Origin of the sequence: Parasphingorhabdus sp. (genome assembly GCF_039977335.1) — a bacterium.
Classification (GTDB): domain Bacteria; phylum Pseudomonadota; class Alphaproteobacteria; order Sphingomonadales; family Sphingomonadaceae; genus Parasphingorhabdus.
Genome location: NZ_JBDWDI010000002.1, coordinates 1 through 19,993, shown reverse-complemented (window position 1 = coordinate 19,993; position 19,993 = coordinate 1). Strand labels below are relative to the sequence as shown.

At 56.0% G+C, this 19,993-nt stretch carries 23 protein-coding genes; 15 read left to right on the top strand and 8 right to left on the bottom strand.

Annotation, left to right across the window (positions count from 1 at the left end; translation table 11 throughout):
- Nucleotides 1-50: 50 nt before the first annotated feature.
- Genes ABJM21_RS04940 through ABJM21_RS04930 form a run of 3 tightly spaced genes read left to right on the top strand, consistent with a single transcriptional unit; the run spans nucleotide 51 to nucleotide 1,010 of the window.
- Complete coding sequence (locus ABJM21_RS04940; RefSeq protein ID WP_348300348.1) at nucleotides 51-359, top strand: DUF1244 domain-containing protein; 309 nt, start codon at nucleotides 51-53, stop codon at nucleotides 357-359.
- A gap of 45 nt (nucleotides 360-404) precedes the next feature.
- Entirely contained in the window at nucleotides 405-647 is a 243-nt protein-coding gene (locus tag ABJM21_RS04935; RefSeq protein WP_348300349.1) for a DUF2312 domain-containing protein, read from the top strand.
- A 42-nt stretch (nucleotides 648-689) separates the two neighbouring features.
- Complete coding sequence (locus ABJM21_RS04930; protein ID WP_108811613.1) at nucleotides 690-1,010, top strand: heavy metal-binding domain-containing protein; 321 nt, start codon at nucleotides 690-692, stop codon at nucleotides 1,008-1,010.
- Here the strand turns inward: ABJM21_RS04930 and ABJM21_RS04925 are convergent.
- Nucleotides 1,007-1,786, bottom strand: a complete 780-nt coding sequence (locus ABJM21_RS04925; protein ID WP_348300350.1) for a CPBP family glutamic-type intramembrane protease — start codon at nucleotides 1,784-1,786, stop codon at nucleotides 1,007-1,009. The two genes, ABJM21_RS04930 and ABJM21_RS04925, sit on opposite strands and share 4 nt — an antisense overlap.
- A gap of 46 nt (nucleotides 1,787-1,832) precedes the next feature.
- On the opposite strand from ABJM21_RS04925, the gene ABJM21_RS04920 reads away from it, so the two are divergent.
- The 5 genes from ABJM21_RS04920 (at nucleotide 1,833) to ruvB (ending at nucleotide 5,194) form a co-directional block, all read left to right on the top strand.
- Nucleotides 1,833-2,582 (top strand): YebC/PmpR family DNA-binding transcriptional regulator, encoded by a 750-nt coding sequence (locus ABJM21_RS04920; RefSeq protein WP_348300351.1) that lies wholly within the window; start codon nucleotides 1,833-1,835, stop codon nucleotides 2,580-2,582.
- Nucleotides 2,583-2,592: 10 nt separating this feature from the next.
- Nucleotides 2,593-3,063 carry a crossover junction endodeoxyribonuclease RuvC gene (gene ruvC, locus ABJM21_RS04915; RefSeq protein ID WP_348300353.1) on the top strand — a complete coding sequence of 157 codons (471 nt, stop codon included), beginning with the start codon at nucleotides 2,593-2,595 and terminating at the stop codon, nucleotides 3,061-3,063.
- 58 nt (nucleotides 3,064-3,121) lie between these two features.
- Complete coding sequence (gene ruvA, locus ABJM21_RS04910) at nucleotides 3,122-3,727, top strand: Holliday junction branch migration protein RuvA (protein ID WP_348300354.1); 606 nt, start codon at nucleotides 3,122-3,124, stop codon at nucleotides 3,725-3,727.
- Nucleotides 3,728-3,788: 61 nt separating this feature from the next.
- Nucleotides 3,789-4,172, top strand: coding sequence for a hypothetical protein (locus ABJM21_RS04905; protein WP_348300355.1), 384 nt, complete (start codon nucleotides 3,789-3,791; stop codon nucleotides 4,170-4,172).
- A complete protein-coding gene (gene ruvB, locus ABJM21_RS04900) occupies nucleotides 4,169-5,194 on the top strand; it encodes a Holliday junction branch migration DNA helicase RuvB (RefSeq protein ID WP_348300356.1) in 1,026 nt (341 codons plus the stop codon). The genes ABJM21_RS04905 and ruvB overlap by 4 nt, the downstream gene beginning before the upstream one ends.
- 162 nt (nucleotides 5,195-5,356) lie before the next feature.
- On the opposite strand, the gene ABJM21_RS04895 is transcribed toward ruvB, so the two are convergent.
- Genes ABJM21_RS04895 through ABJM21_RS04885 form a run of 3 tightly spaced genes read right to left on the bottom strand, consistent with a single transcriptional unit; the run spans nucleotide 5,357 to nucleotide 8,330 of the window.
- Entirely contained in the window at nucleotides 5,357-6,814 is a 1,458-nt protein-coding gene (locus tag ABJM21_RS04895; RefSeq protein WP_348300357.1) for a carotenoid oxygenase family protein, read from the bottom strand.
- Nucleotides 6,814-7,650 carry a 2,3,4,5-tetrahydropyridine-2,6-dicarboxylate N-succinyltransferase gene (gene dapD / locus ABJM21_RS04890; RefSeq protein WP_348300358.1) on the bottom strand — a complete coding sequence of 279 codons (837 nt, stop codon included), beginning with the start codon at nucleotides 7,648-7,650 and terminating at the stop codon, nucleotides 6,814-6,816. The genes ABJM21_RS04895 and dapD overlap by 1 nt, the downstream gene beginning before the upstream one ends.
- A complete protein-coding gene (locus ABJM21_RS04885; protein WP_348300359.1) occupies nucleotides 7,647-8,330 on the bottom strand; it encodes a pyrimidine 5'-nucleotidase in 684 nt (227 codons plus the stop codon). Before ABJM21_RS04885 ends, dapD begins: the two co-directional genes overlap by 4 nt.
- Before the next feature lie 111 nt (nucleotides 8,331-8,441).
- Here ABJM21_RS04885 and ABJM21_RS04880 point away from each other — a divergent pair, with 111 nt between their 5' ends.
- The gene (locus tag ABJM21_RS04880) at nucleotides 8,442-10,787 is read left to right on the top strand and encodes a S8 family peptidase (protein WP_348371549.1); all 2,346 of its coding nucleotides are present in this window, start codon (nucleotides 8,442-8,444) and stop codon (nucleotides 10,785-10,787) included.
- Between the two features lie 251 nt (nucleotides 10,788-11,038).
- On the opposite strand, the gene dxs is transcribed toward ABJM21_RS04880, so the two are convergent.
- The 3 genes from dxs to ABJM21_RS04865 form a co-directional block, all read right to left on the bottom strand.
- On the bottom strand, nucleotides 11,039-12,970 hold the full coding sequence (gene dxs / locus ABJM21_RS04875; RefSeq protein ID WP_348300111.1) for a 1-deoxy-D-xylulose-5-phosphate synthase: 1,932 nt from the start codon (nucleotides 12,968-12,970) through the stop codon (nucleotides 11,039-11,041).
- Nucleotides 12,971-13,100: 130 nt separating this feature from the next.
- Nucleotides 13,101-13,559: a transcriptional repressor gene (locus ABJM21_RS04870; protein ID WP_348300112.1), complete on the bottom strand. Its 459-nt coding sequence runs from the start codon at nucleotides 13,557-13,559 to the stop codon at nucleotides 13,101-13,103.
- A gap of 290 nt (nucleotides 13,560-13,849) precedes the next feature.
- Nucleotides 13,850-14,257, bottom strand: coding sequence for a MerC domain-containing protein (locus ABJM21_RS04865; protein ID WP_348303408.1), 408 nt, complete (start codon nucleotides 14,255-14,257; stop codon nucleotides 13,850-13,852).
- 142 nt (nucleotides 14,258-14,399) lie between these two features.
- On the opposite strand from ABJM21_RS04865, the gene ABJM21_RS04860 reads away from it, so the two are divergent.
- From ABJM21_RS04860 to ABJM21_RS04840, 5 genes are all read left to right on the top strand, one after another.
- Nucleotides 14,400-15,470 carry a COX15/CtaA family protein gene (locus ABJM21_RS04860; protein WP_348303406.1) on the top strand — a complete coding sequence of 357 codons (1,071 nt, stop codon included), beginning with the start codon at nucleotides 14,400-14,402 and terminating at the stop codon, nucleotides 15,468-15,470.
- Nucleotides 15,467-15,790: a divalent-cation tolerance protein CutA gene (cutA, locus tag ABJM21_RS04855; protein WP_348303404.1), complete on the top strand. Its 324-nt coding sequence runs from the start codon at nucleotides 15,467-15,469 to the stop codon at nucleotides 15,788-15,790. The genes ABJM21_RS04860 and cutA overlap by 4 nt, the downstream gene beginning before the upstream one ends.
- A 168-nt stretch (nucleotides 15,791-15,958) precedes the next feature.
- Entirely contained in the window at nucleotides 15,959-16,438 is a 480-nt protein-coding gene (gene rplM, locus ABJM21_RS04850; RefSeq protein ID WP_348303402.1) for a 50S ribosomal protein L13, read from the top strand.
- Nucleotides 16,438-16,971, top strand: coding sequence for a 30S ribosomal protein S9 (rpsI, locus tag ABJM21_RS04845; protein WP_348303400.1), 534 nt, complete (start codon nucleotides 16,438-16,440; stop codon nucleotides 16,969-16,971). Before rplM ends, rpsI begins: the two co-directional genes overlap by 1 nt.
- Before the next feature lie 175 nt (nucleotides 16,972-17,146).
- Complete coding sequence (locus ABJM21_RS04840; RefSeq protein ID WP_348303398.1) at nucleotides 17,147-18,040, top strand: phosphotransferase; 894 nt, start codon at nucleotides 17,147-17,149, stop codon at nucleotides 18,038-18,040.
- Between the two features lie 65 nt (nucleotides 18,041-18,105).
- Here ABJM21_RS04840 and ABJM21_RS04835 read toward each other — a convergent pair whose 3' ends face one another.
- Nucleotides 18,106-18,984 carry an OmpA family protein gene (locus tag ABJM21_RS04835; protein ID WP_348303396.1) on the bottom strand — a complete coding sequence of 293 codons (879 nt, stop codon included), beginning with the start codon at nucleotides 18,982-18,984 and terminating at the stop codon, nucleotides 18,106-18,108.
- Between the two features lie 457 nt (nucleotides 18,985-19,441).
- Here ABJM21_RS04835 and ABJM21_RS04830 point away from each other — a divergent pair.
- On the top strand, nucleotides 19,442-19,993 hold a 552-nt coding region (locus tag ABJM21_RS04830; protein ID WP_348303394.1), incomplete at its 3' end, for a hypothetical protein.

The following is a 19,993-nucleotide window of genomic DNA, read 5'->3' as shown; positions in this document are numbered from 1 at the left end:
AGCCCCAAATCATGACAGGATAAAAACAAAAAGCAACGGAAGCATTTCACATGACAGAACAAATTTCTGATGCAGCGGCTGCGGCGGCGTTTCGCCGCCTCGTCAAGCATTTGCAGCACCGCCATGATGCGGAAAATATCGATCTGATGGGGCTGGCTGGTTTTTGCCGCAACTGCCTTGCCGACTGGGTGCTGGAAGCGACCAATGATGCCGGCGGCAATATGACCAAGGAAGAAGCGCGCCAGGCGATTCACGGCATGCCATCTTCGGAATGGAAGAAAAACTATCAGACCGAAGCAACACCAGAAAAGCTGCAACGGATGAAGGAAAGCGTAGCCAAGAATGCGGCGGTAGATTAAAGACGGCGTCCGAATCCAAAAACACAATTTCTGGGGAATTTGAGAATGAGCGAAGGCAATGTTGCCGCAGACCAGCTGCGTCTGTTTATTGAGCGTATCGAGCGGTTGGAAGAAGAGAAAAAGGGTATCGCGGACGATATCCGTGATGTCTATTCCGAAGCCAAATCAACTGGCTTTGACGCCAAAATCATGCGCCAGATCGTGCGGCTGCGCAAAATGGAAACCCATGACCGTCAGGAAATGGAAGCGATACTCGACACCTATAAGTCGGCCCTTGGTATCGCTTGATCAATAAACTAATATCAACGCTATAGAGGCGGGAGAGCAAGCATGATTGTCACCACAACCCCCAGCATTGAAGGACGAGCGATACGCGATTATCGCGGTATCGTTATTGGCGAGGTGATTGTCGGTGCCAATCTTTTCCGTGATTTGTTTGCCAGCATCACCGATATTGTCGGTGGTCGCTCCGGCAAATATGAAAATGTCCTGAAGCGCGCCCGCGATGAGGCTTTGCTGGAAATGCAGGCCGAGGCAGCGAAACTGGGTGCTAATGCTGTGGTTGGCGTTGACCTCGACTATGAGGTCGTCGGCGACAAGGGATCGATGCTGATGGTATCGGCATCGGGTACTGCAGTCGTCACCGATTAAAGAACGTCTGGTCGCGTCAGCAGGACGTAGACCAGCCCGCTGGTCGCGATCAGGTTATAAGCCATGTGCATCGCAATATTGGCCCACCAGCCATGGCGGATGCGGGCATAGCCCCAGATCAGGCCGCCCACCGTCTGCGGCAAGACAAAGGGGAGCAGCGCGGCGGGATTGTCACCAGCATAGTTGAACACATGGACGGAACCAAAGAGCAAGGCCTGGATCCAGAAGACGACCGGGAATATCCGGACATACCATCCTGGCACCGGCCGTTTCCAGAATATGATCACACCGATCAGAACGACACCGGCGATCACCGCCAATAACGGCGCTGTGCCCATGGCAGCGGGGCCCGCCCATCCCAATTGCTCGTAGCTATATGTCAGGGCCATCCACAATATGAGCCCGAAAAAGGGGATCAGGAGCCGCGGCGAACCGCTGAGCCAGGATCGGAACATCAGCTCTTCGACAATGGGCCCTGCGATCACGACGATGAGCAAAAGCTGCCAGACTGGACGCTGAAACAAGTCTGACATGCTGTTAGACATGGAGACATCGAAGGCCAGCATGACCGGGAACAGGACAATCGCGCTTGCCGCAACGATCATGCAATTGATCAAGAAAAGCCAGATAAGGTCACTGGGCTTTCCTTTCATTTGCCCGGCTATCTGAGCGCCATTATCCGGCAGTTTCGGCGCGCGCAGAAAGGTCAGCAGATCGCGGGCTGTCGCCATCAGACGGCTGGTGGCCCATCCAATGGTTGAGTTGGGTTCGAACATGCGGCAAAGAGCCTCAATAACAATAATTCAGGTACGGACGAATCATATGGCAGGCCATAGTAAATTTAACAATATCAAGCACCGCAAAGGCGCGCAGGACAAGAAGCGCTCGGCGCAATTTTCAAAACTCAGCCGCGAGATTACGGTCGCAGCGAAATCGGGCATGCCTGATCCGGACATGAATCCGCGTCTGCGGCTGGCCGTGAACAACGCCAAAGCGGTTTCCATGCCGAAAGATGGCATTCAGCGCGCAATCGACAAGGCCTCGGCCAATGAAGGCGATGATTATAGCGAAGTGCGCTACGAGGGCTTTGGCCCGGGCGGTGTATCGCTGATTATCGAAACACTGACCGACAATACCAATCGTACCTTCACCAATGTCCGCACGATCATGTCGCGTAATGGCGGCAATGTCGGCGAAACCGGTTCGGTCAGTCACGGTTTTGAACGGGTTGGCTTTATTGCCTATCCAGCCAGCGCTGGCGATGAAGACACGGTGATGGAAGCGGTGATGGAAGCGGGCGGTGATGATATCCAGTCCTCCGAAGACGGCCATGAAATCTGGACCGCGATGGAAGATTTGCATGAAGTTTCCGGTGCGTTGGAAAAATCTCTCGGTGAAGCGGAAAGCGTAAAGCTCGCATGGAGACCTTCTGTTGAGGTTGAACTGGATGCAGCGCAGGCAGAAACCTTGCTGGGTCTAATCGATGCTCTGGAAGAAGATGATGATGTTCAGGCGGTCCACGGCAATTACAGCGTGTCCGACGAGATTATGGAAAAACTGAACGCCGAGTGATCATGAAGCCATGATTATCTTGGGCCTCGACCCCGGCCTTGGCACTACCGGCTGGGGCGTGATCAGCGCAGAGGGCAACCGGCTGTCGCATATTGCCAATGGGCAGATAAAGACCGACCCCAAAATGGCTTTGGCGAGCCGGTTGTTGAAGCTCGATCTCGAACTCACTGACCTGCTGCTGGAATATAAGCCGGATGCGGCGGCGGTTGAGGAAGTGTTCGTCAATAGCAATCCGCAAAGCACATTGAAGCTGGGGCAGGCGCGTGGTGTCGTGCTGCTCGGTGCGTCGCGTTCCGGGATTGAGGTTGGAGAATATGCCGCGCGGGCGGTTAAGAAATCGGTGGTCGGTGTCGGCAAGGCGGACAAGGAGCAGGTGCAGGCAATGCTCAAAATCCTGCTGCCAGGTGTGAAGCTGGCTGGCCATGATGCTGCTGATGCTTTGGCCGTGGCTATTACACACGCGCATCATCGAAAGCGTTGAGAGAAAAAAGAACAAAACAAAAACTCGACAGATTCGCCAGTCGCGCTAAAACACTATCATGATTGCAAAACTCACCGGCGTTATCGACGAAATCGGCACCGACAATATCGTGCTGGATGTGAACGGCGTCGGCTATCTGGTCTTTGCCTCGTCGCGGACTATCACTGCGATTGGCGGCGTCGGCGACGGCGCGACCATCTATACCGAAATGCAGGTCAGCGAGACTGACATGCGCCTAATGGGCTTTGCTTCGGGGTCGGAGCGCGACTGGTTCCGGCTGCTGATCTCGGTACAGGGCGTCGGCGGCAAGGTCGCGCTGGCGATCCTCTCGGCACTGGAAACGGCAGAGATTTCGCGCGCGGTGGCGACCGGCGACAAGGCGATGGTCGCGCGGGCCAATGGCGTGGGACCCAAACTGGCGCTGCGCATTGTCAACGAGCTGAAAGACAAAGTCGGCGGCATTGCGACCGACCCGATTGCCGGTGCTGGCGGCGCGGTCCATGCACCGTCCAATAACAGCGCCGATGCGGTGAGCGCGCTGCAGAATCTGGGTTTCAAACCGGCGGAGGCGAGTGCAGCGGTGGCGGCGGCCGATGCCGAGGCGGGTGATGGCGTGACATTGGATGCGCTAGTGCGGCTGGCATTGAAGAAGGCGGCGAAGTGAGGTGAGAATCACCCTTCTCATCTTGCTCGTTTGCATGGCTCCATCGGCTGCAAACGCATGCATGGCTGAGCCAGTTCCGCAGGCGATGATATACAAATCCAAGCCGTCAGATGCTTCTGGCAATACGACGATGATAAGGGGGAAAATAACGGAATACTTGCCCAAATCTTGGACTGTCAGAGTTCGGGTTCTGGAAGGGCCAGCAGAACTAAAAGGTAATACAATTTCAGTCAGTCCGGATGATTTTTCATCTTGCACTACCTTTGGCCGTGAAGTCGGCTATTTGGCTGTGAGAAGGGACCTGCGTTCAAAGGATCCGAAAAAGTTCGTGGCTGATGTGTTTGAACGAAGTTGGCTTGACTGGATCGTTGATCTATTTGGTGGCGATCCATATTACCTTGCTAGTGATAGAGTTGTACCATTGCATTTGAGTTTTCCGGAATGAACGAAGACCGCCTCTCCGATCCCGAACGCAAAGTCGAAGATATCGATGCTGCGCTGCGCCCGAAATCGCTCGATGAATTTATCGGGCAGGAAGCGGCGCGCTCCAACTTGCGCGTGTTTATCGAGGCCGCGAAAAGTCGCAGCGAGGCGCTGGACCACACCTTGTTCTTTGGCCCGCCGGGGCTGGGCAAGACGACGCTGGCGCAGATTATTGCCCGCGAACTGGGCGTGGGTTTTCGCGCGACATCCGGTCCCGTCATTGCCAAATCCGGGGACCTCGCCGCGCTGCTGACGAACCTTGAGGAAGGTGATGTACTCTTCATCGACGAGATTCACCGGCTCAATCCGGTGGTCGAGGAAGTGCTCTATCCGGCGATGGAGGACCGCGCGCTTGATCTCATCATTGGCGAAGGGCCGTCGGCGCGCAGTGTGCGGATTGATCTGCCACAATTTACTCTAATCGGGGCGACGACGCGGCAAGGGCTTCTGACGACGCCGCTGCGGGACCGTTTCGGCATTCCGGTGCGGCTCAATTTCTACAGCGTCGAGGAACTGGAAAAGGTGGTCCACCGCGCCGCCAAATTGCTGGATCTGGGTATTGCACCTGATGGCGCCACCGAGGTCGCTCGCCGCGCACGCGGAACCCCGCGTATCGCTGGCCGCCTGCTCCGGAGGGTACGCGATTTCGCCAATGTGGCTGGCACCGCCACGGTCGATCAGAAAACCGCCGACGCCTCGCTCACCCGGCTGGAAGTGGACAGCATCGGGCTCGACGCCATGGATCGCCGCTATCTCCATATGATTGCCGATATCTACAAAGGCGGCCCCGTTGGTGTGGAAACACTGGCGGCGGGTTTGAGCGAACCGCGTGACACGATCGAAGAAGTGATCGAGCCCTATCTCATCCAACTCGGTCTGGTGGCGCGCACTGCCAGAGGCCGCGCGCTCAATGATCGCGGCTGGCAACATCTCGGATTGAAACCGCCTGCCGGTAAGGAAGTGGACGGGCAGTTGTTCGATTGATTTGTGCGGGGCTCTGGAGCTTTTGCAATATCTTATTCCCCAACCGCGCTCATGCTGAGCTTGTCGAAGCATCTGGCTTGGTAGCAACCACCCTTCGACAAGCTCAGGGTGAGCGCCGAGGGTCGAATGCGCTTTTAGCCAATCGAGGCTTCTGGTCTCGAACTAGCCAATCTGCTCCGCATCTGCCCATGTCGCATGGGTGCCGCTGCTGATCCGGTGGGGCAGGATGATCGTGCAGACCGGGCCGGCCGATATATCTTGCGCATCGACAATGATACACTCGCTGCGATCCTGCGCCATGTCGGTGATGAAGCTGATCAGATAACCATCATCTTCTGATTCCGCATTTTTGCGCGGAACAAACGGCGCTTCCGAACCAAAGCGGTCATCGCCAAAATAGAGACGTTCCGCCGTACCGGTTTCCAGATCATGTTTGACCACACCGTTGAACAGGAACCAGCCGGGATGGCCGGTGACGCTATAGACATAGCGATAGGGCCCGCCCGCCACTTGCTGGTTGAACATACCAAACTCGACCGGATAGTCGTCGAACAGCGTTTCCTCGCGCGTCTCGCCGGTTTTCAGATTGAACCGCCAGCGGTGCAGTTCGGGTTGAAAGCTATGGAGATCAATGCTCGCGCCCATGCTCTCATAGCCGGACGAGAAATCGGTCAGCGGCTTGGGCACCGGCTGATTCTGGAAATAACCATCGAGCACCAACTCATCCCCATCTTCAAAGGCATTGACCCAGTGGAGGACATAGGTCGGTTTAGCCTCAAACCACATGATATCTTCCGGCTGCCCCATGCGCGGAATGACCCCGAAGCGTGTCGGCTCGTCGGGATGGTAAGACGGGATATAGAGATTCTGTTCGATCAGCTCCGGTTTCCAATAGAGCGGGCAGTCGTTGAAAATCGCATAGTTTTCACTGAATGCCATATCGTGCGGCAGACGCGCGCCCGGCAATTCAACCGGGATGAGATGCTTGAGCTGATCATCCGGGCCGACCACGCCATAATGGAGATAGGGCGCCTTGGTACTATAGTTGAAGAATAGCAGTTCGCCGGTTTTTTCGTCCACTTTGGGATGGGCGGAAATGCCGTCTTCGGGAACCCAGTCTGCCGTGCCCAGCGTTTCCAGTGTCTCTGGATCGAGCTGATAGCCTTCGCCGCATTGGTAAAAGGTGGAGAGGATTTTTCCGGCATGCACAACAACATCGGTCGAGCTGCTGTCCTTGACGCTGCCATGTGCGCCCCAGCCGGGCCGTTTGGAATCGGATGGTCTGCCCATGATCCCGACCCATAGGGGTTCGCCTGCCTCCTGCTCGGCCTCAAAACCTTCGGTACGGACGAAGCGGTTGCGATAGCTGGCCGTGCCGTCCTTGATGCGAAGGGCATGGATCATCCCGTCACCATCGAAGGGATGATAGCGGCCGATACTGTCATGCACCGGATTTTCGGTATTGCGGATATAAACGCCGTCTATGTCCGCCGGTATCGTCCCGATGATTTCAAGTTCATCGGTATCAAGCTCTTCAAAAACCGGTGTCCAGGCGCCATTGCGATAGGGATGGTCATTCGATCCCAATGTAGTCTTGATCTGGTTCACCGGTATATTCATCAGTCCCTCAGCAGTTCGTTAATCCCAGTCTTCGAGCGCGTCTGCGCATCGACGGTTTTGACGATCACCGCGCAATAAAGCGATGGGCCGGGTACGCCGTCAATATTGGCCTTGGGCGGTGTAGCGCCGGGCACCACTACGGCATAAGGCGGAACTTCGCCGATGTGAACCTTGCCCGTTACCCGGTCGATTATCTTGGTAGATGCTCCGAGATAAACACCCATGGAGAGCACCGCGCCTTCGCCGACACGCACGCCTTCGGCGACTTCACTACGGGCACCGATAAACGCGCCGTCCTCGATGATCACAGGGCCAGCCTGCAAGGGTTCGAGCACGCCGCCAATGCCAGCGCCGCCGGAAATATGGACATTCTTGCCAATCTGGGCGCAGCTACCCACGGTAGCCCAAGTGTCGATCATTGTGCCTTCATCAACAAAGGCTCCGATATTGACGAAGCTGGGCATCAACACGGTGTTGCGGCCGATATGCGATCCTTGACGGACAACCGCGCCGGGAACAGCACGGAAACCAGCCTCGCGAAAGCGGTTCTCGCCCCAGCCGGCAAATTTGCTCGGTACCTTGTCCCAATAGTTCGCGCCGCCGGGGCCTTCGATGACCTGATTGTCGTTGAGCCGGAAAGACAGCAGCACCGCCTTTTTCAACCATTGGTTGACCACCCATTGGTCACCCTGTTTCTCGGCAACACGGGCGCTGCCATTGTCGAGACTGGCCAGCGCAGCGTTGACCGCATCGCGTTCCGCCCCTTGGCTCGTGATACTCAGCGATTCGCGCTTTTCCCAAGCGTCTTCAATGGCGGCGATCAAATTGGCAGTCATGACGTTACGTTTTCCTTGTTCGTTTGTAAGCCGGTGATCCAGCTTTCCAGATCGGGTATTTCATGGTCGATAAAGTGCGGTGCATGATCGCGCGCGCCCCATTCCGAACCGGTATTGACCCAGATAGTCGTCATGCCCAAATCTTTCGCCGGACGCAAATTGCGCGCCATATCTTCGACAAATAAAGAGCGCTTTGGGTCGATGCCGGTCGTTTTCACGAGGCTATGATAAGCCGCAGTTTCCGGTTTTGGCACCAGATCGCAGGCCAGAACATCGTGAATTTGATCAAAAAGCCCGCCAAGGCCGCGATTTTCCAGCACCCGTTCGGCATAAGGTTTGTCGCCATTGGTAAAGACCAGTTTCTCCCCGGGCAAAGCCGCTATGGCGCTGTGCAGGTCCGGAGCATGGGACAGGCGGCTCATGTCAATATCGTGGACAAAGTCCAGAAATTCGTGCGGATCGATACCGTGATGATGCATTAGCCCGGCCAATGTTGTGCCATGGTCATGAAAATAGGCTTTCTGCACCTTGCGCGCTTCGCCGATATCACAGTCCAGCATTTGGGCGATATATTGGCCCATTTTTATGTCGATCAGCGAAAACAAATCACATTCCGAAGGATAAAGGACGTTATCCAAATCAAAGACCCAGTGATCGATATGGGAAAATTCCGGTGGCATGCCGAAAGCGCCTAATCACTCCGCCGCGTTCCGGCAAGCGTTGATCCATGTTAAGCTGTCGGTAACCGCGATAGGGCTATAGGTTAGTGGGAAATCGGGGAAGTGCGTAACATGACAAAGAGCAAGTGGTTTGGCAGAAAACTGTTTTGCGGGTCTTCATTATTGCCGCTGGTGATATTGTCAGCCTGTGGCGGCGGCGGAGGGTCCGGACCATCGCCAACACCGCCCCCTCCAACAGCACCGACGCCGACCCCAACCCCCACTCCTACACCCACACCGGCGCCTACTCCAACCCCGACCCCAACGCCGCCATCCTTTGATACGGCGGAATTTCGGCGCTCGGATGGGCCGAGCCAGCATGGCGCTATTGCCGCCTATAATGCGGGGGCCACTGGCGACGGCATCATAGTGGGCGTTATCGACAGCGGCATTAATCCCAACAGTGCGGAATTTGCCGGCCGGATCCATCCTGACAGTGCCGATTTCGCTAGTAATCGCGGCATTGGGGATGAAGGCGGCCATGGTTCGGCTGTGACATCTGTTGCTGCTGCCGGTAAGAATAATGTCGATATTCACGGCATAGCTTTTGACAGCGAAATATTGGTGCTGCGCACTGACAGTCCCGGAAGCTGCGCCATGGATGATCCCGATGATCCCGATGATGACGGCTGCAGCCACAATAGCGGCGCGATTTCGTCGGCGATTAATCAGGCGCGGGTCAGCGGCGCGCGCGTGGTCAATATCTCGCTGGGCGGCCCCGATATTTCCAACTCGGTCCGCAATGCAATTTCCAACGCGGCCGCGGCAGGCGTGGTGGTTGTGGTTTCCGCGGGCAATGACGGCGCAGCAACGCCGGACGGTTTCGCCGCCGGTATCGCCGACAGCGGAAACGGTCACGTCATCATCGCCGGTTCCGTCGGGGCGAGCGAAAATATTTCCTCGTTCAGCAATCGTGCCGGCGCGCAGTCCGCCAATTTTCTGACTGCATTGGGCGAGCGGGTGCAGGCAGACGATAATGCCGGCACTGCCTTTTTGTGGAGCGGCACGTCTTTCTCTGCACCGCAAATTTCCGGGGCCGTCGCATTGTTGGCACAGGCCTTTCCAAACTTAACCGGCGCGCAGATTGTCGATCTGTTGCTCACCAGCGCGCGTGATGCCGGTGATGCCGGGACCGATGCCATCTATGGCCGCGGTGTGCTCGACATTGCCGCTGCCTTTCAGCCGCAGGGTCAATCCTCGCTTGCCGGTAGCAAGGTTGCGGTCGATCTGACGGCATCCGTTGGCCTGACGTCAGCAGCCATGGGTGATGCGGCCTTGCAGGGACAGAATGTGGGTGCCGTGATATTGGATGGCTTTGATCGCGCCTTTGCGCTGAACCTCGCGCATGATCTGAAGGTTGCAGTGCCGGAATATAAGTTGACTGGTGCGCTGAGCGGGGACCGTCGCAATATGACGGCGTCCAGCGCTGGCGTGCAGATCGCTGTCAATATTGGCCGCACATCCACCGGATTGATTGATCGCAACAATCTGACTTTGTCGGATACCAACGCGCGCAAGGCAAAGATGCTGGCAGCTTCGGTCATGATGCAAGTTTCGCCAGAAATGAAAGTCGCCTTCGGCTTCCGGCGCGGTGCCAGCGGATTGGTCGCGCAGATGCAGGGCGCCCGTTCACCAGCCTTTCTGGTCGCGCCGACGCCGACCAGCGAGCGCGGCTTTACCGGACAAGTAAAAAGCGCCCTTGCACTGCGCCGTGAAATTGCTGGTTTCGGACTGACCGCAAGCGCGGAAAGCGGCTCCGCTCGTGTGGATTCGGAAGAAAGCCGGCTGGATGATCTGACCGGGCAAGATCGTGAGCGGTATCGGTTTAGCGGCCTTGGCCTAGCGATTGATCGTCAAATCGGTGCCGCGTCACTGAGCATCGCGGCCAACTGGCTCAGCGAAGGCGACACCATTTTGGGTTCGCGCTTTGTCGACACCATCGGCGCACGCGGCGCGCAAAGCTGGTTTGTTGATGGCCGCGCCGGATATGATATGGGCAATGGCTGGCGTGCCGGGGCGAGCTGGCGACAGGGCTGGACACAAGTGGACAGTGCCAGTCTGGTCACCGGCGGGACGCTCAGGACAAACAGCTTCTCTGCCGATATTAGCAAGGCCGGACTATTTGGCAGTTCAGACCAGATTGCCTTCCGCTTTGCGCAGCCACTGCGGGTGTCATCGGGCGGGTTGAACCTCAATCTGCCGGTTGGTTACAGCTATGAAACGCAGCAAACCGAATTTGGCCAAAGGACACTTAATCTCGCACCACAAGGCCGCGAGCTGGTCAGCGAACTGGTTTATGCAACGCCTTTATGGGGTGGCTATCTGAACACCAACCTGTTCTGGCGGCAGGAGCCGGGACATTTTGAAGCGCTTGATGATGATTTCGGCGCTGCCGTGCGGTTTCAGCTGAAGTTTTGAGGGGTTATTTTGTTTAACCTCAAGCGCCGGGCGGGCACATCCGTGCCCTTGGCTACGCGCCATAAGGCGCGGCGGCCGGTCGGCCTTGCCTCACTGCGCTCGGATGATGCTCTTGAGGTCTGCCCAAAGTCGTAATCTCTGAATGTCGCGCTGATCCGACGCACTGCGTCGGCAAGCGCGACTGCGCGCCCGAGCTTATGCGAGGAAAGCCAAGCGGGCGGATGCCCGCGCCCGGCGCCTGAGGTCCAAAATTAAGCCCGCGCACCCGTTTCCTCTTCGACACTCGCGCTATTGTGGCGCAGCGCTTTCAGCACCGTGTCGACAATCCCGTCGGCATCGAGACCCGCTTCGGCATATTGCAGGTCGGGTTTATTCTGTTCCTGAAAGGCATCCGGCAAGCGCATGGTGCGGATTTTGAGGCCCGCGTCGGTAAGGCCGGTATCGGAGGCCAGCGTCAGCACATGTGCGCCGAGGCCGCCAACGGATGCCTCTTCGACGGTTACCGCCACTTCATGGCTGGTCAGCAATTTGCGAATCAGATCTTCATCCAGTGGTTTGGCAAAGCGCAGATCCGCCACGGTGGTACTCAGCCCCTTGGCATCGAGGCGGTCGGCGGCTTTCAACGCCTCGCCGAGCCGCGCGCCAAGCGACAATATGGCAACCTTGCTGCCTTCGCGCACGATGCGGCCCTTGCCGATTTCGAGTTTTTCGAGTTTCTCCGGTATCTCTACACCCGTGCCATTGCCGCGTGGATAACGGAAGGCAATCGGACCCTCGTCATATTCCACTGCGGTATAAGTCATATGGGCGAGCTCGGCTTCGTCGGACGCCGCCATCACCACCATATTAGGCAAGGTCGCGAGATAGGTAATGTCGAAGGATCCTGCATGGGTGCTCCCATCCGCGCCAACGAGACCCGCGCGGTCAATCGCAAAGCGTACCGGCAGGTTCTGGATCGCGACATCATGCACGACCTGATCATAGGCGCGCTGCAGGAAGGTGGAATAGATCGCCGCAAAAGGCCGCATTCCTTGGGCAGCCAGACCAGCCGCAAATGTCACGCCATGTTGTTCGGCTATGCCTACATCAAACGCGCGATCGGGATGGGCTTTTGCGAATTTATCAACGCCGGTACCAGATGGCATCGCAGCTGTAATCGCGCAAATGCGCGGGTCTTTGTCCGCGAGCTTGGCCAGCGTTTCGCCAAAGACATTTTGATAAGCAGGTGGTCCGCCGCCCGGACCCTTGTCTTGCTTGCCGGACACAACATCGAATTTAGCAACGCCGTGATATTTGTCGGCGGCTTCTTCGGCATATTTATAGCCTTTGCCCTTTTCGGTGACGCAGTGGATTAGCACCGGCCCCTCGGCATTGTCGCGGACGTTTTCCAGGACCGGGATCAACTGGTCCATATCATGGCCATCAATCGGACCGACATAGTAGAAGCCTAGCTCTTCAAACAATGTGCCGCCCATGGCCATGCCGCGGGCATATTCTTCTGCCTTGGCGGTGGCCTTGTGTACGCGGCGGGACAGTTTGGCTGTTACCTTGCTCGCAAATTTGCGAATGCCGAGATATTCGCTGGAGGAGACCAGCCGCGCCAGATAGCCAGAGAGGCCGCCCACTGGCGGTGCAATCGACATATCATTGTCGTTGAGGATGACGACCAGACGATTGCCAGCGGCCTGCGCGTTGTTCATCGCTTCATAGGCCATGCCCGCGCTCATCGCGCCATCGCCGATAACCGCGATGCCGCGGCCCGGTTTGTCGGCCATTTTATTGGCGACCGCAAAGCCCAAAGCGGCACTGATCGAGGTGGAGCTATGTGCCGCGCCAAATGGATCATATTCGCTTTCCGTACGCTTGGTGAAGCCGGATAGCCCGCCGCCCTGACGCAAGGTGCGGATGCGGTCGCGGCGGCCGGTAATGATTTTGTGCGGATAGCATTGATGCCCCACGTCCCAGATCAGACGATCTTCGGGCGTGTTGAAAACATAGTGGATCGCGGCGGTCAGCTCGACCACGCCGAGCCCGGCACCAAGGTGGCCGCCCGTCACGGAAACGGTATCGATCACTTCACTGCGCAACTCATCGGCAAATTGGCGCAATTGTTCCGGCTTCAATTTTCGCAGATCCGCTGGAATTGATACTGTATCCAGAAGCGGTGTTTTTGGACCTGACATATGTACTCCCTGTTTCGACCCAGCTTTAGCTATATTGGCCGCTAATGTCGAACTTTCAGCAGAAAGCCCCTGAATATTTGCTGACAATATGAATGCTGACGATCTGATTTTGTCCGCAATATAAGCGGTGCTAGCTGCACTTCTGGCAGATGCCGCGCACTTCGATGACCGGGCGGATCGAGCTAAATCCTTGTTTCTGGGCCACGTCGCGCACTTTGGACGACAAGGCATCATCGTCAATATGGGTAGCCTCTCCGCATGTATCGCAAACGAGGAAGATGCAGTCATGCTCACAGCCGGGATGGCTGTTGGCAAGATAGGCATTGGCGCTTTCGACCCGCATGGCGAGGTTTTTGGCGACGAAAAGATCGAGAATCCGGTATACGCTATTGGGAGCGACACGCTTCCCGCGCGCGGCAGAAACCAGCTCGGCTATATCATAAGCCGAGGCAGGCCGCGAAAATCCAGCAAGCGCTTCAAAAATCGCTGCCCGCGTATCGGTCCATTTTTCGCCAGCTGCCTCCAGATTATGGCGCGCGGCATCGGCGAGAGACTCGCCGTGATGCTCGTGATGATCATGTTTTCCCATGGGTGTGATTTAGGGATTTTTGAGGGCGGGGGCAAGGGGAGGTGGGAGAGGTGTTGTTTATTGGAAGGTTTTTTGTTGGACCTCAAGCGCCGGGCGCGGGCATCCGCCCGCTTGGCTACGCGCCATAAGGCGCGGCGGCCGGTCGGCCTTGCCTCCGCTTCGCGTCGGTCTGGTGCCAGTTACAGACCTTATCTCCGAGTGCAGCGAGGCAAGCGCGACTGCGCGCCCGAGCTTATGCGAGGGTAGCCAAGCGGGCGGATGCCCGCGCCCGGCGCTTGAGGTTAAATAAACTAATGCGTTGCGCGGTAATTCAGGTCGTGGCCCAGCGCGAGTATTCCTACACCCACCATGGTGAATATGATCTCCGTGCTGCCATGATCACCTTGATGCCCAATGGTAATAGCTCCGGCCATGATACCGAGGCCGAGACCGCCAATGGCTGCAGGCATGATAAAGCCATGATCCATTACGCCGCGGCCCAGGGTGAAAAGACCCAGAGCGATCGCAACGCCAATGCCAATTTCATGGACAATCGGATCGAGCAACGCGCCGGCTGCCGAAGACAGCAGCGCGACAAACACCATGGTCGAAATGCAATGGACCAGGCACAGGCCAGAGACGAGCACCGCGATACGGTCCCAAAATCCATCCTTGCCCGTAAGGCCGTCTTTGTTCCAAAGATTCGACGTCGTAAACACGACTCAGTTTTCCATTATGCTTGAGTGTTTCAAACAATATAGGCGGCAGAGTGTTAAGATACAACATATCATTTGGTGATTTTGCTCAGTTTTCCATGAAGAATACTTGTCAGGTGATGATTTTGTCATCACATAGCGCCGCATGAGCAGCAAAACTCAGACTATTGCACCGATTGACGATGTATCGCGGACTCGCCCGGTGGCGATTGCCAATTGGCTGTTATCGGTCGCTTTTCTGGTTTTTATCATGGTGATTGTCGGCGGTATCACGCGCCTGACCGAATCAGGTCTTTCGATTACCGAATGGAAACCGCTCATGGGGGCGATCCCGCCACTAAGTGAGGCGGACTGGCTATCGGAATTTGAAAAATACAAACAGATCCCTGAATATATTGAAATTACCGGCCCGGCGGGCATGACGCTGGCGGATTTCAAGTTCATCTATTTCTGGGAATGGATTCACCGGCTTTTGGGCCGTGTCATCGGTTTGGCTTTTGCTTTGCCGTTTCTCTATTTCGCAGTGAAACGCGCCATTCCGGCTGGCTATGGCTGGCGCTTGACCGGCTTGCTATTTCTCGGCGGCTTGCAGGGATTCATCGGCTGGTGGATGGTTAGTTCCGGTCTGTCCGAGCTGACCGATGTCAGCCATTTCCGGCTAGCGACCCATTTGTTGCTCGCTCTGTTCATATTGGCTTGCCTTGTTTGGACGGCGCTGGACCTCAGAAGTTTGGCCGACGGTGCAACCAAGTCCGCTCGGATGACCAGCTTTGGCCTCATTGTGGCTGTGGTGCTGTTCCTGCAATTGCTCTTCGGCGCTTATGTCGCTGGCCTCAATGCAGGTTATGTCTCCAACACATGGCCGCTGATGAATGACAGCTTCATTCCGGAAGGCATTGATTTCACCTTTGGCGCATGGGCGGCGATAAACAATGACCCCTATCTCACCCATTTCATTCACCGCTGGTGGGCGTGGGTGACGGTTGGTGTTTTGATTTTACTCGCCCGCAAGATCCGAGACCAATCGCGCATGGCATCGATCGCCATCCACAGCGCGTTCGGCACGCAGATATTGCTCGGCATCGCCACCGTAATGACGAGCATGGATATCACATTGGCGGTCCTGCATCAGGCCGTCGGCGCGCTGGTTGTTGCTTCGACCGCCTGGGGCGTGCACATATTGGGCCGTGAAAAACCGGCAACAATAGCGGCATGACCGACCAGCCGGTTCTGATCTACACCCTGTTCGGGTTAAGCGCTGAAGCAAAGCATGTTGCCAGAACATTGATCGAAGAGAGGCTAATCGCTTGCGCCAATCATATCGCGCCAATTGTCTCACAATATATCTGGGAAGGCGAATATTGCGAAGAGCGGGAATATCCGGTGCTCCTGAAAACTGTCGAATCCCAAGCGGAAGCCGCGATGGCACGATTGAAAACCCTCCACAGCTATGACACGCCTGCGATATTATGCTGGTCCGCCGATCAATGTGATCCCGACTATGCAAAATGGCTTTCCGGGCAGGTCGATAAATAGCCCCAATAGATGGGGCGGTATCATTATACCCGCTAGCAAAGCCGCACTTTGCTTGACTTAGCCGGAAAACATCCCCAATAGCGCCTCATTCGGCCGGGCATCAGCTCGGCTTTTATCATTTTGATTCGCCGCCCTCCCAAAAAGAGGGCTTCAAAGGAGCCCAAGCCCATGAAGGCTATCAGCAAACAGACGCAGTCGGTCAAACCCGCAGACGTCGAAAAGAAATGGCATATTATTGATGCCGAAAATCTGGTCGTTGGCCGCGTTGCCACGATCATCGCCAACATCTTGCGCGGCAAGCATAAGCCTAGCTACACGCCCCATGTTGATTGCGGCGATCATGTCATCGTGATCAATGCTGGCAAAGTGAAGTTCACCGGCAACAAGACCAAGCAGAAAATCTATTACAAGCACACCGGCTATCCCGGCGGCTTGAAAGAACGCACAGCGGAAAAAGTCCTCGAAGGTCAATTCCCTGAGCGTGTTTTGGAAAAAGCGGTTGAACGCATGATTCCAAAAGGTCCACTCGGCTTTGCGCAGATGCGTGCCCTGCACCTCTTTAATGGCACCGAGCATCCTTATGCTGGCCAAGACCCACAGCCGCTCGACGTGGCTTCCATGAACCGTAAGAACAAGGTGAGCGCATAATGTCTGATGTAAAAACCGATCTCGCTGATCTTAAAGAAATTGCTGGCGATGCCGTAACCGACGCGCCTGCTGCTGAAGGCGGCGCTACCGATACCGTTGAGCCACCCGTATCAACCATGCCACTGCGCGAGCAGGAGCTGGACCAATATGGCCGCGCTTATGCTACCGGTCGCCGTAAAGATGCGGTTGCCCGTGTTTGGTTGAAGCCTGGCAAAGGCAAGATCACAGTCAACGGCCGCGATCAGGAAACCTATTTCGCTCGTCCAACGCTGCGTCTGGTTCTCAACCAGGTATTCGCCATCACCGAGCGTGAAGGTCAATATGATGTTGATGTTACCGTAAAAGGCGGCGGACTTTCCGGCCAAGCTGGCGCGGTGAAACATGGTATTTCACAGGCCCTGACCAAATATGAACCAACGCTTCGCGCCACGGTCAAAGCGGCAGGCTTCCTGACCCGCGATAGCCGTAAGGTTGAGCGTAAGAAATATGGTAAGGCGAAAGCGCGTAAGAGCTTCCAGTTCTCGAAACGCTAAACCGCGATATCATATCAGAGTTTCGAAAGAGGCGGCCTGCGGGTCGCCTTTTTTATTGGCGGATTAAGGGTTGTTGCCGTTTGGTTTGGAGATGAAAGCGAAATTTCAGTGACTGTGCATCAGTTAGAGCGATAAAGTTCTTTACCTTTAAAAAGGGTAGTGTCACCTTCACCCCATGGAAAATGAGATCGCGTTAGTAGTTGAACGGCATTTCCCAGGCGCTCGGCTGGACACCTTAAAACGCCTAACGGGCGGTGTTTCGGCGGATGTATACCGGCTTGACGTGCTCCTACCGACCGGAAGCGCTCTCAAGGTTGTTCTGCGATGCCATGGCCCCACACATTCGGGACATGATGCCGAACTGGAGTTCGATCTTCTTGGATCTTTGATGGAGACAGGCCTTCCCGTTGCACAGCCGCTCTTTGTAGATACCAGCTGCGAACTGTTGGAGTACCCGTATCTGTTGATTGGCTTTGTCGATGGTTCCTCAACCGCAGCGCAGACTATGGCCGATAAACATATCGATATAATGGCCGAAACACTTGCGATGGTGCACAAAACGGAGACCGAAGCGTTTCCGGTTCTGCCGCCGCGACTAAATCCCTTGCCGGAGCTATTCGACTACCTCCCCGTCGGCCCCGACTGGCAAGAATTACGCGATAATCTCTCTAAACTGGAAAACACCGCATTTGGCGGGACACCTGTTCTGCTGCACGGAGATTTTTGGCCAGCAAACCTTATTTGGCAGGAAGATCGGATCGCGGCGATTCTGGATTGGGAAGATGCCGCTGTTGGTGATCCGCTTTCCGATGTTGCCTGCACATGTCTGGAGTTGCGATACATTTACGGGGAAAAGGGTATGCTACGCTTCCAGAAGGCCTATTCCCAATATCGGGATGTGGACGAAAACAGATTTGCACTATGGCAGATTTACACGGCCGCCGCCGCTCAGCATTTCATGGAAAATTGGGGGCTGGAGCCATCTCGTGAGGATCACATGCGGCGGACAGCTACAGAGGTGATCAAAGAGGCCACCGCTTTGATACTGAGAAAAGATTGGTATTCCTGACCCGTGTTAGCCGTACGGTTGAGCGTAAGAAATACGGGGTGAGCAAGAGCCCACCCCGCTTAATATTAGATACCGTCAAGGCCTTTGCTGACCATGATATTCACCGCGACGCGGCGGTTCTGTGCTTTCCCTTCACGGGTGCTATTGTCCGCCAATGGATCGGCTTCGGCCATCCCGGTAGGGGTCAACATGCGATACGGCTTCCAGCCGCAGGCTTGTTGCATATAATTCACCACGCGGCTGGCGCGTTTTTCGCTAAGCCGTTGGTTAAATTCATAGTCTCCGGTAGAATCCGTGTAACCGACAATAAGCAGCAGCGAATTGTCCAGTCCCTCGGCCTGGGCAGCTGTGTTGCACAATTCGGCTTTGTCTGCCGCGGACAGCACGGCCTTGCCAGTGTCGAAATTCACGTTTGTCGTGCCTTTGATATTATATTGATCAAGGTCGCCCACACGGCCGCGTAATGCTTCGGTCGCTGCGGTCTGTTCTGAAAAGCCCTGTTCCGTGCCATTACGGATCATGCTGGCGGTCTTGAGATCGTTGTTACGCAAACTGATCTTGCTCGCCACCAGGCCATCGCCCCATTCGACGGTCTTGACCGTAACCGGCAGACCATTGAGGAGCGAATCGGCACCAAGTTTACTGCGGCCAATTCCCAAAAAGCCCTTGCTGGCCTTGATTTCGGTGGCTTCCGCAACCGTAACGGCTGTGCGAGCGCCTTCGGCGGTGGTCACTTGCATCCGGTCGGCTTTGCGTGCGGAAATAAAGCCCTTAATCTCTGGACCTTCTGCCAGGCCAGAAAGGTCCGCCGGAGGCAAACCGGTTACGGTGATATCGCTGTCAGCGGTTGGCGCATCCTGCTGCGCAGACACGCTGACTGGTACTGCTACGGCAAGCGTGGCAAGCACGAGAGCGATTCGCGAACTTTTGGTAATGTTATTCATTGCTCTTCTCCTTCAAATAATATGAGCCGACCCTGCCGGTTTCCCGGCTTTTCCTCCGACCGGGCCCATGATGGCGTGTCCGGCTGTCAGAAGCCCTTTCATCTAACGATATGCGATGTGCGGCGTGGGCCTCTTGTAACTGTTCAGTTCATCCTTTCTGGCGTATGAACGCTTACGACCATATGTTTGGTTTTGAGGGTAATCCGAGCATATCGTGCGGCGAACAGTTTTTGGATGCACTACACAAGCATGTAATCGCGCACTGGAATCGCCCCGATAAAATGGAAGAGAATCGTCTCAACAGGCAGTCGGTTTTTCGAACAGTGTCAGACCGCGTTTGCAGATAAAGTTGAACGTCCGTTGATTGGATGAAGCGGACATTACCCACCGCCCTTCTTTCCTACAATGTACCAAATAGATTATCTTTAGCGTTTCTCTAACGCAAAGGAACACCACTATGACCGAACAAACTACACACGACAGTTTCACCGACATCCCAGCCATCGACGATCTGGCCCAGCCCCGGGCGCGCCATGATGGCTGGTCGCCGGACAAGCAGGTGGTGTTTCTCGAAGCTTTGGCGCGGACCGGCAATGTTAGGGCGGCGGCGCGCTATGCAGGGCTGTCGCGGGAGAGCGCCTATAAGCTGAGACGCAGACCGGACGCGCGGGCCTTTGCCCGGGCGTGGGATGCAGCGATCATCCATGCGCGGGATATTTTTCAGGATGAGCTGATGGACAAGGGTCTCAATGGCTGGCGTGAGGCGGTGTGGCATCAAGGGGAGGAAGTCGGCACGCGCGAACGCTGGAGCGCACCTTTGTTTCTCGCAGCGCTATCCCGGCTCGACAAGATGGCGGACGGGGTTGACCTGGCGGGCAAGCCTGCACGGGTGGCAGCGGAGAAGTTTGATGATTTGTTAGAGGGCATTGGCAAAGGCGATGATTGTGCAGAGCTGGTAAACGAGATTGATGGGGCTGGCCGGACAGCCAGTTCGCCGCCACAACCATCC

What these genes read in the sequence shown, in the direction of transcription:
- ABJM21_RS04940 (WP_348300348.1), top strand. Translation starts at nt 51, where the DNA reads ATGACAGAACAAATTTCTGATGCAGCGGCTGCGGCGGCGTTTCGCCGC.
- ABJM21_RS04935 (WP_348300349.1), top strand. Translation starts at nt 405, where the DNA reads ATGAGCGAAGGCAATGTTGCCGCAGACCAGCTGCGTCTGTTTATTGAG.
- ABJM21_RS04930 (WP_108811613.1), top strand. Translation starts at nt 690, where the DNA reads ATGATTGTCACCACAACCCCCAGCATTGAAGGACGAGCGATACGCGAT.
- ABJM21_RS04925 (WP_348300350.1), bottom strand. Translation starts at nt 1,786, where the DNA reads ATGTTCGAACCCAACTCAACCATTGGATGGGCCACCAGCCGTCTGATG.
- ABJM21_RS04920 (WP_348300351.1), top strand. Translation starts at nt 1,833, where the DNA reads ATGGCAGGCCATAGTAAATTTAACAATATCAAGCACCGCAAAGGCGCG.
- ruvC (WP_348300353.1), top strand. Translation starts at nt 2,593, where the DNA reads ATGATTATCTTGGGCCTCGACCCCGGCCTTGGCACTACCGGCTGGGGC.
- ruvA (WP_348300354.1), top strand. Translation starts at nt 3,122, where the DNA reads ATGATTGCAAAACTCACCGGCGTTATCGACGAAATCGGCACCGACAAT.
- ABJM21_RS04905 (WP_348300355.1), top strand. Translation starts at nt 3,789, where the DNA reads ATGGCTGAGCCAGTTCCGCAGGCGATGATATACAAATCCAAGCCGTCA.
- ruvB (WP_348300356.1), top strand. Translation starts at nt 4,169, where the DNA reads ATGAACGAAGACCGCCTCTCCGATCCCGAACGCAAAGTCGAAGATATC.
- ABJM21_RS04895 (WP_348300357.1), bottom strand. Translation starts at nt 6,814, where the DNA reads ATGAATATACCGGTGAACCAGATCAAGACTACATTGGGATCGAATGAC.
- dapD (WP_348300358.1), bottom strand. Translation starts at nt 7,650, where the DNA reads ATGACTGCCAATTTGATCGCCGCCATTGAAGACGCTTGGGAAAAGCGC.
- ABJM21_RS04885 (WP_348300359.1), bottom strand. Translation starts at nt 8,330, where the DNA reads ATGCCACCGGAATTTTCCCATATCGATCACTGGGTCTTTGATTTGGAT.
- ABJM21_RS04880 (WP_348371549.1), top strand. Translation starts at nt 8,442, where the DNA reads ATGACAAAGAGCAAGTGGTTTGGCAGAAAACTGTTTTGCGGGTCTTCA.
- dxs (WP_348300111.1), bottom strand. Translation starts at nt 12,970, where the DNA reads ATGTCAGGTCCAAAAACACCGCTTCTGGATACAGTATCAATTCCAGCG.
- ABJM21_RS04870 (WP_348300112.1), bottom strand. Translation starts at nt 13,559, where the DNA reads ATGGGAAAACATGATCATCACGAGCATCACGGCGAGTCTCTCGCCGAT.
- ABJM21_RS04860 (WP_348303406.1), top strand. Translation starts at nt 14,400, where the DNA reads ATGAGCAGCAAAACTCAGACTATTGCACCGATTGACGATGTATCGCGG.
- cutA (WP_348303404.1), top strand. Translation starts at nt 15,467, where the DNA reads ATGACCGACCAGCCGGTTCTGATCTACACCCTGTTCGGGTTAAGCGCT.
- rplM (WP_348303402.1), top strand. Translation starts at nt 15,959, where the DNA reads ATGAAGGCTATCAGCAAACAGACGCAGTCGGTCAAACCCGCAGACGTC.
- rpsI (WP_348303400.1), top strand. Translation starts at nt 16,438, where the DNA reads ATGTCTGATGTAAAAACCGATCTCGCTGATCTTAAAGAAATTGCTGGC.
- ABJM21_RS04840 (WP_348303398.1), top strand. Translation starts at nt 17,147, where the DNA reads ATGGAAAATGAGATCGCGTTAGTAGTTGAACGGCATTTCCCAGGCGCT.
- ABJM21_RS04835 (WP_348303396.1), bottom strand. Translation starts at nt 18,984, where the DNA reads ATGAATAACATTACCAAAAGTTCGCGAATCGCTCTCGTGCTTGCCACG.